Raw genomic sequence first — 15,546 nt, forward strand, 5'->3', positions numbered from 1 at the left:
TGATGCGAAGCCGCGGCGTGCGGCTCAACAGGCCTCGGCGACGATGTGCAGCCGATCACCGGACAGGTCGGCGGATCCAAGGGCCGGGACCGGATCCGACCGCCGATCTCGCGGCCATCCGCCCTCGGCGCGTGGTCCGGGCGCATCGAACATCGCCCGGACCGTGAAACCGGCCCTGCGCAGGTGGCTCGCCAGCTCGACCGGGAAGAGCAGCCGCCATGCCGACTCCTGGACCAGCGGCTCGGTGAAGGCCGGAAGCCGCCATTCCCGGCGTCGGCGCAGCAGCTGGGCGGCGCGATCGACCCACAGGGTGGTCTCCGCCCGCCACATCTGGCCGCGCCATTCGAAGGCGGAGTGGCTCGGACCGTCGAGGAGTTCGGTGTTGCCGAGGAAGAATGCGCCGTTCCGCATCTCCGCAATCAGCAGGCCCCCGCGCCGCAGGTGGTCGCGGCAGCACCGGAGACAGGACTCGAGCTCGGCGTCGGTGTGGCAGTAGAGCAGCGAGCTGTCGAGACAGATGATCGCGTCGACGGCGGCGCCGATGACGAAGCTCCGCAGATCACCGACGGTGGCCGACACCCCCGGGTAGGTCCGATTCGCGTATCCCACCATCGCCGTCGACCGGTCGATGCCGAGCCCGTGGTAGCCGCACCCAACCAAATGCCCCAGGTCCCGACCGGTTCCGCAGCCCAGATCCAACACGGTGACGGGCTCACCCGCGACCGCCGACGGCAGGAACGTCCGCAGCACATCGTCGACGAAACGAGCGGCCACATGGTCCGGATCGGGAAAGCGCGCCTCGTAGAGTTCCGGGTTGTCGGTCAACAGGTTTCGTGCCTCGGGAACGCTCACGCGGTCACCCCGCTCGGGTCGGCGAGCAGCCGGCGCCGCTGCAGCAGCCACACCGCGGCTGCGGACCCGGCCCCGAGCAGGATGCAGACACAGACCCCCGGCCAGCCGTTGGAGACCTCGACTCCGTAGCCGATCACCGCGTTGCCCCCGGCCGCCACCACCCCGGACACCAGGTAGAACATGCCGAACAGGGTGCCCGAGATGCGCGAATCGCCATATGCCGGAATCAGTTCCATCACGAACGGCTGGGCCACCATGATGCCTGCCTCCAACACGAGCGCCGAGATCACCACCACGGTCAGCGCGAGGACGACATACCGGATGTCGCCGACGGGACCGATCCACAACACCGGCAGCAGGAGTACGAACGCACCACCCATGAGTGCGAGCCCACCCGCTATCGCGGTGCCGCGCGCGGCCCGAGCCTGCAGCCACCTGGTGATCCGGACCTGGAAGAACAGGCTGAAGACGGTGGTGCTGAGGAAGAGCACTGCGACCGCGCCCTGCCAGGAGGTGATCCGGCGGGCCAACACCGGGTAGACCAGGTACATCTGGCTCTGCAGGGCGAACATCCCGAGCATGGACAGGGTGAACAGGACGAACCGACGATCGGCGAGTATCGATCCCCAGCCCCGCAACACGCTCGTCTCGGACGGCTCCACCTCGTACGCGGGAAGACAACGCAGCTGGGCAAGCGTGAGCGCGGCGAAGATCGCGGCGGCGGTCACAGCGACGGTCCGGAAATCGACCGCGAGCAGCGCGGCACCGACCAGCGGGCCGGACAGCGCACCGGCCTGCGCGAACACGTTGAACACCGCGAAGGCCTCGGCCCTTCGGTCCGGTTCGGCCACGGCGATGTAGGACCGGACCGCGGGGTTGAACAACGCCCCGGCGAGTCCCGACAGGATCGAGGCGGTCAGCAGCACCGGCACCGAGGTCCCGAAGCCGAACACCGCGAAACCCACACAGCGCAGCGCACATCCCGCGATGATCACCCGGCGCGGTCCGAGCCGGTCCGACGCTGTCCCTCCGAGAAGGAACATGCCCTGCTGGCTGAGCGTGCGGACGCCGAGAACGACACCGGTGATCGCCACGGAGAGGCCGAGGCTACCGGTCAGGTGCATCGTGAGGAACGGCACCAGCATGTAGAAGCCGGTGTTGACCCCGTACTGGTTGACGACCAGCAACTGCACCGATCGGGGGAAGCTGCGCAGGGTCGCGAATGTCCCCGCTCTCGGCGGGGCACCCTCCGTTCGGGTCACGACCGGGCCTCCTCGCTCCGGCGCACGCCGAGACCGGGCTCCCCGGTCGGCCGCAGCCGCCCGTCCTCCCCGCCGAGGCCATGCCAGGGGTCACGGGCGAGCAGCAGGTGCCCGTCGAGATCGCACCACCGGGCCAACGCGGCCAGGTGCACCGCGGGCGCGATGCCGAGCGAACTGGAGACCAGGCAACCCAGCATCACGTCCAGCCCGCGGCGGCGGGCCTCCTCGGCGAGCACCCGGGCCTGGTGTACCCCACCACATTTGGTCAGTTTGATGTTGACCGCGTCGGCGAGCCCGTCGAGGCCATCGAGGTCGGCAACGGTCGAGATCGACTCGTCCGCGATCACCGGGACGTCGGTCCGGCTGCGGAGCTCGCGTTGACCGCCACGATCCGCGACCGCGAGCGGCTGCTCCATCGCGACGATCGGAAGCCCGCGCACCTCCTCGAGGATGCGAAGCGCCGTTCCCGCGGTCCATGCCTCGTTCGGGTCGACGATCAGCTCGGCACCCGGCGCCGCCTCGGCGACCGCCGCCAGCCTCCGCACCGAGGCTCCGACATCGGCGTCCGACTTGACCTTGAGCAGCCCGAATCCGCTGGCCGCCAGGGCGGCCGCCTGGTGTGTCATCTCCGGCGGCGAGTCGATTCCGATCGTCCTGGCGATCGGTATCTCGGAGAGCAACGGCAACCCGAGCTGCGCGGCCAGTGTCCGGCCCGACCCCCTCGCCTCGTACTCGGACACCGCCGTGCGCAGCGCGGACGCGACCGCGGGGTGTGCGCCGCCCGGGACGCGGACCCGGTCGAGTGAAAGGCCTTCCCAGCTCGCGCGGACGCGGCGGAGTTCGGCAACGATCCGCTCCGGCCCCAGTTCCGCATGGGCGGACGAGACCACCTCGCCCCGCCCGACGAGCTCGGCGTCGGCGCCGCCGAGGGCGATCTCGACGGCCGTGCGGCCGGTCATCACGGATCTGCTGATCCGGAACGGGCGCGCGAGCTCGAGCGTCGTCGCCCGCCAGGTGAGCCTCATCTGGTCTCCTCGTCTCGTCGGTCGGCGGCATCGCTCGGTATGGGAACCGTTCGGCACCGCGTCCAGCACGTCGCGGGGTGCCGGCAGTCGGATATCTCGTGGGGCCTACTGCGCGGGGCGCCCAACAGGCCGTGTTCACGACACCAGTCGTCGTCGAAGATGCTGCGCAGGTACCGTTCCGGGCCGTCCGGGAAGACGGTGACGACGGCGCCCGGCCACTGTGCAGCCGCCCATCCCGCCACCGTGGCGGCGGCGCCGGTGCTCCAGCCGCCGGTGTGGAAGCCCTCGCGGGCGAGGGCGCGGCAAGCGTGTACCGCCTCGCGCGGCCCAACCCAATGGACCTCGTCGAACAGGTCGTACCGCACGTTTCCGGGGTGCACGCTGCTGCCCAGCCCGCGCATCAGGCGGTGCGCGGCCGGTTGGCCGAAGATCCTCGATCCCAGCGCGTCGACGCCGATGATCCGCAGGTCGGGCCAGCGCTCCCGCAGTCGGCCGCCGACGCCGCTGCTGTGACCGCCGGTCCCCACGCTGCAGACCAGTGCGGACGGTTTGCCGATTCCCGCGGCCGCCAGTCCGGTCATGATCTCGTCCGCCAGGCCCCGGTATCCGGCCGCGTTGTCGGGATTGTCGTACTGGTTCGGCCAGTACGACCCGGGTTCGGCGGCCACAATGCTCCGCAACCTGTCGAGCCGGGCCTGCTGCCAGCCGCCCTCGGGATGCGGCGTATCCACGATCACGACCTCGGCACCCAAGGCGGACAGCAGGTTCCGCATCGCGGGCTCGAGCTCGTCGTCCACGACCAGGGTCACCGGATGTCCCAGCGCCTGGGCCACATAGGCGAGACCGAGCCCGAGTGTGCCGCTGGTGGACTCGACCACCCGGGCACCCGGCTGCAATTCCCCGCGCCGCCGCGCGCCCTCCAGCATCGACAGTGCCGATCGCGCCTTGAGCCCGCCTACGCCCAGCGACTCGATCTTCGCGAAATAGCCCGGATGAGCCAGCGGCACAGGAGTTTTCACCGAGACGAGCGGGCTGTTACCGACCCGTCGGAGCAGGTCGACCCCCGTCATCTGGCCGCCCGGTACAGGTGGATGGGACCGGCGTCGCCGGTGAGCCAGAAGAACGGGTACGGCTCGGCCGAGAGCGCGTCGACGCCGGCGCCGAGCAGCTCGCGGGCCACCGCCGCACCGCTCTGCGCGAAGAGGGCGACCGAGGTCGGCCGTCGACCCGCGGCGACGAGCCGGAGCAGCCGGTCGAAGGTGCCGTTCCCCAGCATCATTCCGCTGGCCAGGACCGCGTCACACTCGCCGAGCCAGGGTGCGAAGTCGGTGACGACGGGTTCACCCCACTCGGTGGTGCCACCCTTGAGGTCGCAGGGGACGTACCGCACCCCGCGCTCACGCAGACAGGACAGCAGGGAGTTCACGACGCCGATCACCAGCACGTGGGTGCCGGGAGGGGCCTCGAGAAGGCCCGTCACCTGACGCGCCCGGGCCAGCGAACGTCGCAGCGAATCGCCCGCCGGAATCCAGCGTGTCGTCGCGTTCGGGTCGTCCTCGAACGGCCGCCGGTGGGCGAGGTACGCATCGAGGGCGGCGACCTGGACGGCGAGATGGGGATGGCCCAACAGCTCCGCGACGGGGGTACCGGCGAGCGCGTGCACGAGATCGACGTCGACCGATCCAGGTTCCACCGCACACGAGCCGGTTGCGGCGCCGACCCGCAGACTGATCACCTGGTTCCGGTAGCCCCCGCCGCGCCCGGCATGCCGCACGCCCTGGGTGGTGGTGAAGGCGACGGACACCGACACGTCGGCCGTGGGTGTGAGCGCGGGGTCGGTGCGATAGCGCTCCAGGAGTTCGGCGACGCCGCCCGGCGTCGCGACGGCGGTCACGGCGCGGATTCCTCGCGGTAGCCGACCGAGATCGTCGCCATCAGCTGCTCGGCGATTGGCCGGGCCCCGGTCGGCTCGTCCGAGGTGACGAGAACGCTGCCGAGATAGCTGTTGTTGTCCGCGCCCACGGTGACTCGATGGCCCGGTTGCTTGAAGTCGACGGCCGCGATCGCCGGGTGTGCGGCGACCCCGCTCGCCCCGTCGATCCGGTCGAGGACCCCGACCCGGTCGGGTACGAGCATCTGCACCGCCGCGCTGCGCGGCCGCCCACCGGTGTCGTCGCCACCGGCGGTGCTCGGGTCACGCCCTAGCGCCAGCTCCACGGCGACCCGGGGCAGGTCGATGCCCTCGACGTGCCGGATCAGCTCGGTGATCTGATTCCCGGCCGGTCGGGGATTGATCTCGATGATGCGGGGACCGGCGCCCGTCAGGCGCAGCTCCGTGTGCACGACGCCGTGGTCCAGCCCGACCGCGCGGATGGCACTCTCGGCGGACGACACCAGCCCGGCACGGTCCGCCGCGTCGAGCCGGGCCGGGAACATGTGCCCGGTCTCCACGAAACCGGAGGCCCCGCCGAGGCTCTTGTCGGTGACGCCCACCGTGTGGATCTCGCCGCCGCGAACCCAGCTCTCCACGCTGAACTCCGGGCCGACGAGGTACTCCTCGAGCAGCACCACCGGTTCCCGCCACTGGCCGCGGGCATTGACCTCGAACCGGCGGAGTTCCGCCGCGGCGGCGGCGACCTCCGCCCAGCCGTCCGCGCGCCGCACGAACATCCCGGCGCACAGATCGGTCGGCTTGACCACCAGCGGAAATCCGACATGCTCGACCGCCGACACCAGACCCGCCTCATCGTCGAGAGGAACGAGCCGATGACGCGGGCCGGGGATGCCCGCCCGGTCCAGCCTGTCCCGGGTGCGCCGCTTGTCGCACGCGACCCCGACCGCCTCCGGCCGCGGCCCCGGCAATCCGAGCTCGGCAGCGATCTCCGCCGCCAGCGGCAGGTAGTAGTCGCAGCTGCTCAGGACGCCATCGAGGCGCGATTCGGCGTGGATACGGCGCGCCGCATCCACGGCGGCGACGGCGTCGTTCGTGTCCGTGGTGACGATCGCGCGTCCCCGGCGCAGCGGGTGGGGAGCTCCGTCGGGGTGGTCTGCGGGTAGTGCCCGGGATCTCTGGTCAGGAAGGTGAAGGTCGCACCCGCGTCGGTCACTGCTCTCGGCAGCAACGTGCCCATCGCGCCGACCCAACTCTCCACCATCAGCAGGTGTGCCACGCATGACCTTCCGCTCGATCCCAAACCGGACCAGCAGAAGATACTGACAATCGTTATCGTTAGCAATAGCGGGTGGACCGACGGAGGAGTTCGACGGACACTGAAGGGGTCTCACTGGCACCCACAGGAGGGGTGACATGACCGAACAGATTCCCCCGGAACCGATCGCGGCCGCCAAGGTGGTGTTGCTGCAGACCCGCAAACGGGACGGCAGCTGGGTCGACACCCCCGTGAACATCGCGGTCGACGGGACCCACGCGTATTTCCGAACACCCGGCAGGGCCTCGAAGAACAAGCGGCTACGGAACTTCCCCGAGGTCCGGATGTGGCCCTGCACCTGGTCGGGCAAGCCGACCGGCGAGGAGGCGGATGCGACCGCGCACCTGCTCACCGGCACCGAGGCCGACGCCGCCGGCCGGGCCATCGATCGCCGCTTCCCGATCCTGCAGCGAGTCATGGTGCGGGCGGCACACAAGGTCATGCGCACCCCCACGCTCCACTACGAGCTGACGGACTTCCACGCGCCGTGACCGGCTCGCGGCCCGACGGAAGCAACGGCGGCGCTCCGGCGTTGTACCCGACATGACCGAGTCCGCCGCTGCCACCGCCCGTGACCGGATCGCGGCTGAGCAGGCCGCGACCGTGCACCGGATCGAGTCGCTGACGGCGCGGCTGGCCGACATCCTGGACGGGTCGGAACTCACCACCAACGACGACGAGCACGACCCCGAGGGCTCCACGATCGCGTTCGAGCGGGCGCAGGTCGCTTCGCTGCTCGACGACGCTCGGCAGGAACTGGAGGACCTCGACGCTGCCCGGCGCCGGGTCGAGGACGGCAGCTACGGGGTCTGCGCGAAGTGCGGGCGGCCGATCGGCGCCGAGCGGCTCGACGTGCTGCCGGCAGTGTTGCGCTGCATCGACTGCTCCTGACCCGGCGAGAAGATCGAGGTGGTGGTGGTCGCGACTGGTCCAACCGCGACCACCACCGGTCGGTCAGGAGCCGGTGCTGCCGCTGGCGCTGCCGATGGGATCTTGAATCGGCGTGACCGTCGTCGTCCCCGTCGCCAGCCAGTCCCGCGTTTCCGGGACACCTGTTGCCTCGAACGTGATGCCGCTGGTGCCGATGGCGAGAACGCCCTGGACCTCGTAGGTGAGGTTCACATACAGCTGGTCCACAACACTCAGCGGCTGTCCGGACGCAGGCTTGACGAGGACGGCCCCGGTGACAGGATCGACCTCGGACGTGAGCTCGACCGGGACACTTTCGTAGCGATTTCCAGCCGGTATGTACCTGTACGAATTACCGGTCACGGTCTTCAACACGAAACCCGCGGGCACATGGTGGACGAACTTCGTCATACCCCGGTTCGGGTCACCCGAGTTCTTGATGGTGGCGAAGAAGCGCGCATCCTCGCCGGTGGCGATCGTCTTCGGGCCACCCTGCGTGACGGTGAAGTCCGCAGTCGTTGCATCCACCCACCAATGACTGATGTTCAGGCAGGGAGATTTCGCAATCGAATCGACCTGTGTCAGGGATCCACTCATCTGGCAGACCGCACTCGCGGTGCCCGCACCGACCGTGAGCCCGCCGGCGACGACGGCCGCGGCGGCAAGGATCGATGCCCCGCGGCGCATCATGTTGTGGGACAAGGTGTTTCTCCATCTCGATGTGAGTGAGCCGGTGGCCGCCGCCGAATAACCGGAAGCGACCACCGCAAGGTTCATCAGGAACCGGAACTGCCGAAGGCATCCCCGTACGGGTTGTCGATTTCGGTCGACCCGAGCTGCGACCAGCCCTGGGTTCCCGTCAGCCCGGTCGCTTCGAATGTGACACCGGCGGTGACGAAACCGGGTCTGACGTTCAAGGGAACTCGGTAGGTGACACGCACCTCGAGTTCCGGACGGCTGGTGTCGGTCCGGCGCGGGATGGGCCACCCCTCGCCCGGAGGGGTGATGGTGACGGTCCCCGTGGTGGGATCCTGACCCACCTGGCCCACCTCGATCGGTGTGCGCTTGGGCACACCGTTGATCCACTCCACCAGATCGACCACCACGCCGGTCATCGCGTACCCGGGCGGTCCATTGCTGACGAGCTTCGTCAGATTCCTGGCTGGATCATTGCTCAGACTGAAGCTGTAGGTGTAGCTCATCAAGTCACCCGCCGTGGCCCCCGGCTTGTACCCCTGGACCACGTCGACATTCTCGACGGATCGGCTCAGATGTTCGGTGAACCACGAGCAGTACCGGCCAATCGACTCGACACCCAGCGGTTCCGTGATCGACTGGAGTCGCTCCAGGCCTCCGCTTGCGATGCAGGACGCACTCGCGGTACCCGCGCCGACTGTGAGTCCGCCGGCAACGACGGCCGCGGCGGCAAGGATCGATGCTCCGCGGCGCATCATGTTGTTGGACAAGGTGTTTCTCCACTTCGACATGTGATGACTGGGCGCCACAGCCACCCGACGCCCCCGACCGCGTCAGCATAGGAGGAATCGGTCAGTCCGGTAGTTCAAATGGGCAGATATTTCCGCAGGTCAAAGCGTTAAACACGACCCGGGTTGCAGCTCACTGCAGGAAAGACGGGCGCAGCTGCGAGGGCGCGAAGGCGCCCCTGCAACCATGCGATAGGTGCCTCGCCTAAATCGGGCAATCAATGGTGTTGGCATCACACCCAAATTTGACAGTGCCAGTGTCAATCAAGCCGTTGTTGATCCAGGCGTCCATCAACATTCCAGCGGTAATGAACACGGACCCGGTCGCCTCGGCCGACGCCGTGTTCACGTCGCGCAGCAGTGGGACATCCTCAGCCGACCCCGTACCAATACCGAGGGCCAGGCCGCTATTTGGGACTTCCTCAGCCGACGCCGTGCCCCCACCGAGGGCCAGACCGCCACCGAGCACAGCCGCGGCAATAAGGACGGACGCGCCACGGCGCGCCAGATTTCGCAACATGCAAACTCCTTCGTTCGAAGTGGTATGAGGGGCGACTACACCCGCCCGGAAACCCGAGCGGGCGGCGTCACGATCGAGTGGGTACGGCTACAGCGTGTGAGGATCGCGACCCTGCAACAGGGCGAGCAGGATCTCCGAAGGGGTGGGGAAATCGCAGTCCGCACCCTGTTTGGGGTTGCACCCAAAGGTGAGGTCGCCGACCGAGCCACCCGCCTGCCCCGCGGCGAGCACTCCCATGGCCACCCAATCGAGTGGGCTGCCGAACATTTCGGTCGAGCCACTCGCGCTGCCGGGGGCCTCCTCGGCCGATGCCGTGCCTGCGCCCAGGGCCAGACCGCCACCGAGCAGAGCCCCGGCGACGAGGACGGATGCGCCGGCGCGCACCAGATTTCGCAACATGCAGATTCCTTCGTTCGAGTGTGATGGCGGGACGAAGGCGCCAAGACGAACGCCCCCTCCGACCGCGCCAGCATAGGGTGAAACGACCCGACCTACAGCCGAACGGAAGCTCGACTCTTCGCAGGTCGAAGCGTTAAACCCCGACTGCAACGGGTGCGTGAACTCGACGCGCCGAACGTGCGCTGCGTCCCCAGCGCACGAAAACGCCCGCCCAGGATTCCTGGGCGGGCGGAATCACGGTCGACTGGGTGGCACCTAGAAGGTGATCGGGCACGGGGCGCCCTGCATGGCGTTGCACCCGGCGAAACCGACGCTGTCGGAATCCGACGAGCCGGCGAGAACCTTTGTCACACCGAAGAAGATCACCACGGGAGCACTGGTGACCGCGTTCAGAAGGTCGAAGGAGCCGCTGGCGAGACCCTCCACGCTGCCGGGAGTTTCCGCGGCCGACGCCGTGCCCCCACCGAGAACCAGACCACCACCGAGCAGAGCCGACGCCAGCAAGACGGACGCACCACGACGCACAAGATTTCGAGACATACAGATCCCCTCATTCGAAAGCGAAATGACGGGGCGCCACCATTCGAACGCCCCCGACCGCGTACAGCATCGGGCGAAACCACAACGCCGACAGCCGAACTGGAACTCGACCTTCCACTGGTCGAAGCGTTGAACGCGAAACACGCGTCAACACGCACTCACGTCGTACGGCACGAACACGTCGACCGGCCTATCAGCACATTCGGGCCTGTCCTTGACACCCACTGATGACGCTGTCGGTGTCAGACGAGTCGCCGAGAGCAGCCCCCACACCAATAAAGATCATGAAAGGGGCGCTGAGAACCGCGCTCAGGATTTCGTCGGACCCAATGGCCAGACCCTCCCCGCTGCCGGAAGCTTCTGCGGCCGACGCCGTGCCCCCACCGAGGGCCAGACCGCCGCCGAGCACAGCCGCGGCCAAAAGGAGGACGCGCCGCGGCGCGTCAGAGATCGCAACATGCAAATTCCTTCGTTCGAAGTGTGGTGACGGGACGGCTATACAATCGGGACGCCCCGATCGCTCCGGAATAGGCGGATCAGCCAGTCCGGTAGGGAATTGGACTTCGACATTTCGCAGCTGAGTCGTCAAACGCGAGAAGTGCCTCGCCTAAATCGGGCAATCATAGGTATTAGCGGTGCACGTGATCTCCCGGCTGCCGGTGTCAAACAAGCCGTTGTTGATCCAGGCGTCCATTAGATCTACACCGCTGATCAGCCCGGAGCCGGTCGCCGTGTTCAGGTCGCGCAACAGTGGGACATCCTCGGCCGACCCCGTACCAAGAGAACTGAGGTCCAGACTGCTGTTCTGGAGTTCCTCGGCCGACGCCGTGCCTCCACCGAGGGCCAGACCGCCGCCGAGCACAGCCGCGGCCAAAAGGAGGGACGCGCCGCGGCGCGTCAGATTTCGCAACATGCAAATTCCTTCGTTCGAAGTGTGATGACAGGGGCAACCACACCCAACCAGCGGACTGACGAGGTTCTTGTCAGGACCCGAGGCCCCGCAGCAGGGCCTTCACAAACTGGTTGGCCATTTGAACCTCACAGGGCGTTTCGCTTTGTACCGCATTGCAACCGACAGTGATCATGAATGGCTCGGCGGAGCCGCTCGCGTCGCCGGGTGCTTCCTCGGCCGACGCCGCGCCCCCGCCGAGGGCCAGACCGCCGCCGAGCAGAGCCCCGGCGACAAGCAAAGACGCGCCGCGGCGCGTCAGATTTCGCAGCATGCAAATTCCTTCGTTCGAAGTGTGATGACCGGGGCGGCCACACCCAACGGAACGCCCCCGACCGCGTCAGACTAGGGCCGGCCGGCCATCGCCGCAGCGAAATCGAGAATCGGCATCGTCGCAGGTCAACCGTTATACGCAACGACTACCGCCGGCTGGAGCAGCACAGCTGGCACACTGTTCGGTGAACCGTCGTTAACCAGACTCACGACCGGGCGCTATCGTTCAGGTCACTACCGGTCGGCCAACGGTGGCCGCCAGAAAAGAGGATCGACTGTGGAAATCCAGGGAACCGCGGCACTGGTCACCGGAGCTGCCTCCGGCCTCGGCGCTGCGACCGCCAAGCGCTTCGCCGACGCGGGCGCCACCGTCTTCGGGCTGGACCTGGCCCAGTCCATCGAGCGCGCGGGCGACAGCGTCCCCGCCGGCGTCACCCTCATCCCCACCGACGTCACCAGCGGCGACGAGGTCCAGGCCGCCGTCGAGCAGATCGTCGCGTCCGGCGTGCCGCTGCGCACCGTCGTCAACTGCGCGGGCGTCGGCTGGGCCGGCCGCATCCTGTCCAAGAACGGCCCGCACGATCTGGAGCTGTTCCGCACGGTCATCACCGTCAACCTGCTCGGCACGTTCAACGTGATGCGCCTGGCCGCCGACGCGATCGCCAAGACCGACACCGTCGACGAGTCCGGCCAGCGCGGCGTGGTCATCAACACCGCCTCGGTCGCCGCGTTCGAGGGCCAGATCGGCCAGATCGCCTACTCGGCCTCCAAGGGTGGCGTGCAGGGCATGACCGTGCCCGCCGCCCGCGACCTGGCGCAGTTCGGCATCCGCGTCAACACCATCGCCCCCGGCATCATCGACACCCCGATGCTCGCGGGCGTCACCGACGAGTACCGCAAGGGCCTCGAGGCTGGCGTGCCGTTCCCGTCCCGCCTGGGCAACCCCTCCGAGTACGCGCAGCTCGCGCAGATGATCGTCGAGCACGACTACCTCAACGGCGAGACGATCCGCATGGACGGCGCGCTGCGCATGGCGCCGCGGTAACGACCCGTTCACGGATTCGATCGGGCCCCCGCATCCGGACCCGATCGAATCCGCACGCCGAACCTCATCCCGGACCCACCCGATAATTCAATGCCTCACCGTCGCCAAACGTGGGTGGTCGCGCCAATGCAGCGCGACTACCCACACCGGTCAGGAGGAGAAGTACGGCAGAATGCCTGTGCGAGAGATGTCCGCGAGGAACTCGCCGACAACCCCCGGGAAGATCGGTGTGTCGTTGGCACATCCACCATTGCCATCCTCGATACAAGCCGCATTCGCGGTCCCCGCCCCGACGACCCCACCCGCGACAACCCCACCCACGACGATCGCGACGGCACCGATCATCGATACACCCTGACGCACAATGCTTTTGCCCACGATGGCACTCCCCTTCCACGAGCGATGACGGGCATCCAACCAATTGGACACCCCGACGGCGGTACGCTAGCACCCAACATCCCCACCCACACCGGATGTCGAAAAACCACATACTTGCAGCTCAAGCGTCTTACGCAACACTTTCGCATCCGCGGTGACCTCATCGACCCCGCAACGAAGATCGCCCTCCCCACGATCAGGAAGTTCTGCACACGGCGGGGCCGAGGGCTACCCCCGGGCCCTCGTTCGACTACAGGTCCGAGGCGAGCGGGACCTCAAGATCGGCGCGGTCGGTCATCCACTCCCGCAGCACCCGCGTCGCCTGCACGTCGTCCTCGTTGTAGACGAACAACCGCTCCCGCTGTTCGAGATCCGGATCGTGGTCGTAGCCGACCGCCTCCCGATACCAACTCATCGACGCCTCGCCGCCGGCGTCCGCGTCCCGCCAGTTGAACCCGGCGACGGGCGCAATCTTCTTGAGCCCCTTACCGTTCGGGCAGATGAACTGGTCGCTCACCGCCTGATAGACGTCCACCCAGTCCGGGCTGTCGATGAAGGCTCGGATCTGCGCGACCGTCGGGATCCCCGGCATCCCGGCAAACCGGGTCGCCGAGTCGAGCAGCCACTTGTCTTCCGCCGCACGGGAATAGCAGTAGGCCGCGAAGGTCTTGCCCGCCGCGAGGGTCTCCTCCCTGACCCCCATCAGCCAGCCCCAGAACTCCGCGAACGACCTGCCCTCGTCCCGGGTCGGCAACGGGTCCCAGGTGACGAACGGCCGGTACGGCTGGGTCACGCCGTCCGCGGTCAGCAGCGTGCCCCACAGGTAGGCGCCGTGCTCCTGGTAGCTCTCCATGTCCACATCGACCTCGACGTCGGCCCGGCGGACCGTGACCTCGGGCCGCCGCCGCACCAGCGGGACCTGCCCCAGCCAGGCCTTCGCGATCACCACCACGTCCTCGAACCCGTTGCCCTGCCACTCCTCCGGCGCAGGTCCGTCCCATGCCGCCAGGTCGTCGATGGTGTAGACCCCGGCCGCGCGCAGCGCCTCGGCCCGCGAGCCCGTCGCCACCAGGCTGACGTCCCGCGCGGCCGTCAGGTTCTCCTTGCACCGCGACCACCAGGGGCAGGACCGGCACTCACCGATCTGCGACGGCGAGGTGAAGCGTTCGCCGCGCGCGACGGCCAGCCGGTCGGCGAACCGCTCGTCGTACACGTCCATCACCGCGGCGAGGTCGTGCACGAGGAAGCGCTCGCCGCCGTACCCGATGACGCCGCCGAGCATCGACGGGCTCGCCACACCCTGCGCCTGCAGCATTCGCTGCAGATGCGCCAGGCGGAGCTGATCGCGGAGCTGGGCGCGCACCTTCCGGTCCGGGTCCACGCCCGGCGCCCAGTCGTCCAGGCCGGAGGTGACCGCGCCGCTGCCCGGATCGGTGACCTTGTGGTTCACCACGATGGCCGGGATGTATCCCCCGCGATCGGCATCCCGGATCAACAGCTCCGCCCGCCCGCGCCTGCCGGTGTCGAACTCGAGCGGCAACACCGCGCCCCAGATCCGGTCCGCGCCCTCGGCGCAGGCCCGCAGGGTCGCCGCCGCCCGCTCCCGCGTCGGGACGGACTGGTCGATCAGCACCCAGGTGTGACCGCCGGGCGCCATCAACCGCCGGAGCATGTCCTCCCGGTGCGCCTGGGCCGATTCCCGGCGCTGCTGGACGCCGATGTCCTCCGGCGCCGACGCGATCAGCTCGGGATAGGCCGAGTCGAGGTGGACCCGGTGCCGGCACGTGGTCAGCGTCCTGGGATCGATGAGCACCGACCGAGTGCCGTTGCGGCCCGGCTCGGCGTCCTGGTGCGGATCCCGGAGGTCCTGCGAAGAGTTCACGATGACGAGATTATGGTCCGTCGCACCGACAACCCGCACCGCGCCCGCCTGCGCGGCGGCCAGAACCAGCGCTGCCGGACTCGCCGCCGCCGCCCTTGGCGGTCGCGGATAGGCTGTCGGGGACGAGGTGTGCCGACGCTCGAGCGCCAAGAATGAGGGGCCTTACGCATGGGTTTGTTCAGGAAACGTAAGACACGCGCGACCCGGCGTGCCGAGGCGAAGGCCCTCAAGCACAAGGCGAAGGTCGAGGCGAAGCTCGGCGCCCGCAACGACCGCAAGAAGATGCGCACCGAGGCCAAGTCCGCGAAGAAGGTCGAGAAGGCTCAGCTCGCGACGCTGAAGGCGCAGGAGAAGGCCGCCACCCGCGGCAAGCTCAGCGTCGGCCAGATCCGCAAGTACCTCGGCATCGCCCGGCTGCTGACGCCGGTGCTCGCCCCCCTCGTCTACCGCGGCGCCACCATGCTGCGCGCGCAGCTCGACCAGCAGCGCGCCAACAAGATGGGCATCGCCCCCGAGGAGCTGGGCACCTACACCGGGCACGGCGCCCACCTCAGCGCCCGGATCGCCGGCGCCGAGCGGTCCGCGAACGCCATCGCCGCCCAGTACCCCGACCCCGAGGCCACCCGGTTCACCGGCGCCGTCCTCGGTCGCCTGGCCGAACTCAGCACGGCCGTCCGGGCCTCCGAGCAGATGCCGGTCCAGCGCCGCAGGGCCGCCCACCACGCGATCTCGGCCGAACTCGACGGCGTCGAGGCCGACCTGCTCGCCCGCCTCGGCGTCCGCTGACCCCAGGCCCGACGCTCCGACGATGCCGACCCC

At 68.6% G+C, this 15,546-nt stretch carries 20 protein-coding genes; 4 read left to right on the plus strand and 16 right to left on the minus strand.

Annotated elements, in window-relative coordinates:
- Positions 1 to 24: 24 nt before the first annotated feature.
- The 7 genes from BTZ20_RS27020 to BTZ20_RS28750 are packed head-to-tail and all read right to left on the minus strand — an operon-like array spanning position 25 to position 6,309.
- Complete coding sequence (locus BTZ20_RS27020) at positions 25 to 852, minus strand: class I SAM-dependent DNA methyltransferase (RefSeq protein ID WP_077043276.1); 828 nt, start codon at positions 850 to 852, stop codon at positions 25 to 27.
- Positions 849 to 2,114, minus strand: a complete 1,266-nt coding sequence (locus tag BTZ20_RS27025) for an MFS transporter (RefSeq protein WP_077043277.1) — start codon at positions 2,112 to 2,114, stop codon at positions 849 to 851. The genes BTZ20_RS27020 and BTZ20_RS27025 overlap by 4 nt, the downstream gene beginning before the upstream one ends.
- On the minus strand, positions 2,111 to 3,139 hold the full coding sequence (locus BTZ20_RS25525; protein ID WP_077043278.1) for an enolase C-terminal domain-like protein: 1,029 nt from the start codon (positions 3,137 to 3,139) through the stop codon (positions 2,111 to 2,113). Before BTZ20_RS25525 ends, BTZ20_RS27025 begins: the two co-directional genes overlap by 4 nt.
- Entirely contained in the window at positions 3,136 to 4,209 is a 1,074-nt protein-coding gene (locus tag BTZ20_RS25530) for a PLP-dependent cysteine synthase family protein (protein WP_077043279.1), read from the minus strand. The genes BTZ20_RS25525 and BTZ20_RS25530 overlap by 4 nt, the downstream gene beginning before the upstream one ends.
- Positions 4,206 to 5,033 carry a Rossmann-like domain-containing protein gene (locus BTZ20_RS25535; protein WP_223263527.1) on the minus strand — a complete coding sequence of 276 codons (828 nt, stop codon included), beginning with the start codon at positions 5,031 to 5,033 and terminating at the stop codon, positions 4,206 to 4,208. Before BTZ20_RS25535 ends, BTZ20_RS25530 begins: the two co-directional genes overlap by 4 nt.
- Positions 5,030 to 6,160 carry an ATP-grasp domain-containing protein gene (locus BTZ20_RS25540; protein WP_223263858.1) on the minus strand — a complete coding sequence of 377 codons (1,131 nt, stop codon included), beginning with the start codon at positions 6,158 to 6,160 and terminating at the stop codon, positions 5,030 to 5,032. The genes BTZ20_RS25535 and BTZ20_RS25540 overlap by 4 nt, the downstream gene beginning before the upstream one ends.
- Positions 6,055 to 6,309 carry a hypothetical protein gene (locus BTZ20_RS28750; protein WP_223263890.1) on the minus strand — a complete coding sequence of 85 codons (255 nt, stop codon included), beginning with the start codon at positions 6,307 to 6,309 and terminating at the stop codon, positions 6,055 to 6,057. The genes BTZ20_RS25540 and BTZ20_RS28750 overlap by 106 nt, the downstream gene beginning before the upstream one ends.
- Before the next feature lie 137 nt (positions 6,310 to 6,446).
- Between BTZ20_RS28750 and BTZ20_RS25545 the strand changes: the two genes are divergently transcribed.
- Positions 6,447 to 6,839, plus strand: coding sequence for a PPOX class F420-dependent oxidoreductase (locus tag BTZ20_RS25545; RefSeq protein ID WP_077043281.1), 393 nt, complete (start codon positions 6,447 to 6,449; stop codon positions 6,837 to 6,839).
- A 52-nt stretch (positions 6,840 to 6,891) separates the two neighbouring features.
- On the plus strand, positions 6,892 to 7,239 hold the full coding sequence (locus BTZ20_RS25550) for a TraR/DksA family transcriptional regulator (protein WP_077043282.1): 348 nt from the start codon (positions 6,892 to 6,894) through the stop codon (positions 7,237 to 7,239).
- A gap of 63 nt (positions 7,240 to 7,302) precedes the next feature.
- Here BTZ20_RS25550 and BTZ20_RS25555 read toward each other — a convergent pair whose 3' ends face one another.
- The 7 genes from BTZ20_RS25555 to BTZ20_RS25595 all read right to left on the minus strand — a co-directional run bounded on the left by BTZ20_RS25555 (position 7,303) and on the right by BTZ20_RS25595 (position 11,423).
- Positions 7,303 to 8,034, minus strand: coding sequence for a hypothetical protein (locus tag BTZ20_RS25555; RefSeq protein ID WP_145982418.1), 732 nt, complete (start codon positions 8,032 to 8,034; stop codon positions 7,303 to 7,305).
- On the minus strand, positions 8,034 to 8,744 hold the full coding sequence (locus BTZ20_RS25565; RefSeq protein ID WP_145982419.1) for a hypothetical protein: 711 nt from the start codon (positions 8,742 to 8,744) through the stop codon (positions 8,034 to 8,036). Before BTZ20_RS25565 ends, BTZ20_RS25555 begins: the two co-directional genes overlap by 1 nt.
- Positions 8,745 to 8,946: 202 nt before the next feature.
- Positions 8,947 to 9,261 (minus strand): hypothetical protein, encoded by a 315-nt coding sequence (locus tag BTZ20_RS25570; RefSeq protein WP_077043286.1) that lies wholly within the window; start codon positions 9,259 to 9,261, stop codon positions 8,947 to 8,949.
- Positions 9,262 to 9,348: 87 nt separating this feature from the next.
- Positions 9,349 to 9,660: a hypothetical protein gene (locus BTZ20_RS25575; RefSeq protein ID WP_077043287.1), complete on the minus strand. Its 312-nt coding sequence runs from the start codon at positions 9,658 to 9,660 to the stop codon at positions 9,349 to 9,351.
- 255 nt (positions 9,661 to 9,915) lie between these two features.
- Positions 9,916 to 10,200, minus strand: a complete 285-nt coding sequence (locus BTZ20_RS25580; RefSeq protein ID WP_145982420.1) for a hypothetical protein — start codon at positions 10,198 to 10,200, stop codon at positions 9,916 to 9,918.
- Positions 10,201 to 10,807: 607 nt separating this feature from the next.
- Positions 10,808 to 11,113, minus strand: a complete 306-nt coding sequence (locus BTZ20_RS25590) for a hypothetical protein (protein ID WP_077043290.1) — start codon at positions 11,111 to 11,113, stop codon at positions 10,808 to 10,810.
- A 70-nt stretch (positions 11,114 to 11,183) separates the two neighbouring features.
- Positions 11,184 to 11,423: a hypothetical protein gene (locus BTZ20_RS25595; RefSeq protein ID WP_077043291.1), complete on the minus strand. Its 240-nt coding sequence runs from the start codon at positions 11,421 to 11,423 to the stop codon at positions 11,184 to 11,186.
- A gap of 276 nt (positions 11,424 to 11,699) precedes the next feature.
- Between BTZ20_RS25595 and BTZ20_RS25600 the strand changes: the two genes are divergently transcribed.
- Positions 11,700 to 12,467 carry an SDR family NAD(P)-dependent oxidoreductase gene (locus tag BTZ20_RS25600; RefSeq protein ID WP_077043292.1) on the plus strand — a complete coding sequence of 256 codons (768 nt, stop codon included), beginning with the start codon at positions 11,700 to 11,702 and terminating at the stop codon, positions 12,465 to 12,467.
- Positions 12,468 to 12,617: 150 nt separating this feature from the next.
- On the opposite strand, the gene BTZ20_RS25605 is transcribed toward BTZ20_RS25600, so the two are convergent.
- Together BTZ20_RS25605 and BTZ20_RS25610 are read right to left on the minus strand one after the other, a co-directional pair.
- Positions 12,618 to 12,812, minus strand: a complete 195-nt coding sequence (locus BTZ20_RS25605) for a hypothetical protein (protein WP_077043293.1) — start codon at positions 12,810 to 12,812, stop codon at positions 12,618 to 12,620.
- A 283-nt stretch (positions 12,813 to 13,095) separates the two neighbouring features.
- Positions 13,096 to 14,658: a TM0106 family RecB-like putative nuclease gene (locus BTZ20_RS25610; protein WP_077044008.1), complete on the minus strand. Its 1,563-nt coding sequence runs from the start codon at positions 14,656 to 14,658 to the stop codon at positions 13,096 to 13,098.
- Positions 14,659 to 14,895: 237 nt separating this feature from the next.
- Between BTZ20_RS25610 and BTZ20_RS25615 the strand changes: the two genes are divergently transcribed.
- Positions 14,896 to 15,513 (plus strand): DUF6474 family protein, encoded by a 618-nt coding sequence (locus tag BTZ20_RS25615; RefSeq protein ID WP_077043294.1) that lies wholly within the window; start codon positions 14,896 to 14,898, stop codon positions 15,511 to 15,513.
- Positions 15,514 to 15,546: the final 33 nt, after the last annotated feature.

This window comes from Rhodococcus sp. MTM3W5.2 (assembly GCF_001984015.1).
In the GTDB taxonomy this organism is placed as follows: Bacteria; Actinomycetota; Actinomycetes; order Mycobacteriales; family Mycobacteriaceae; genus Rhodococcus_G; species Rhodococcus_G oryzae.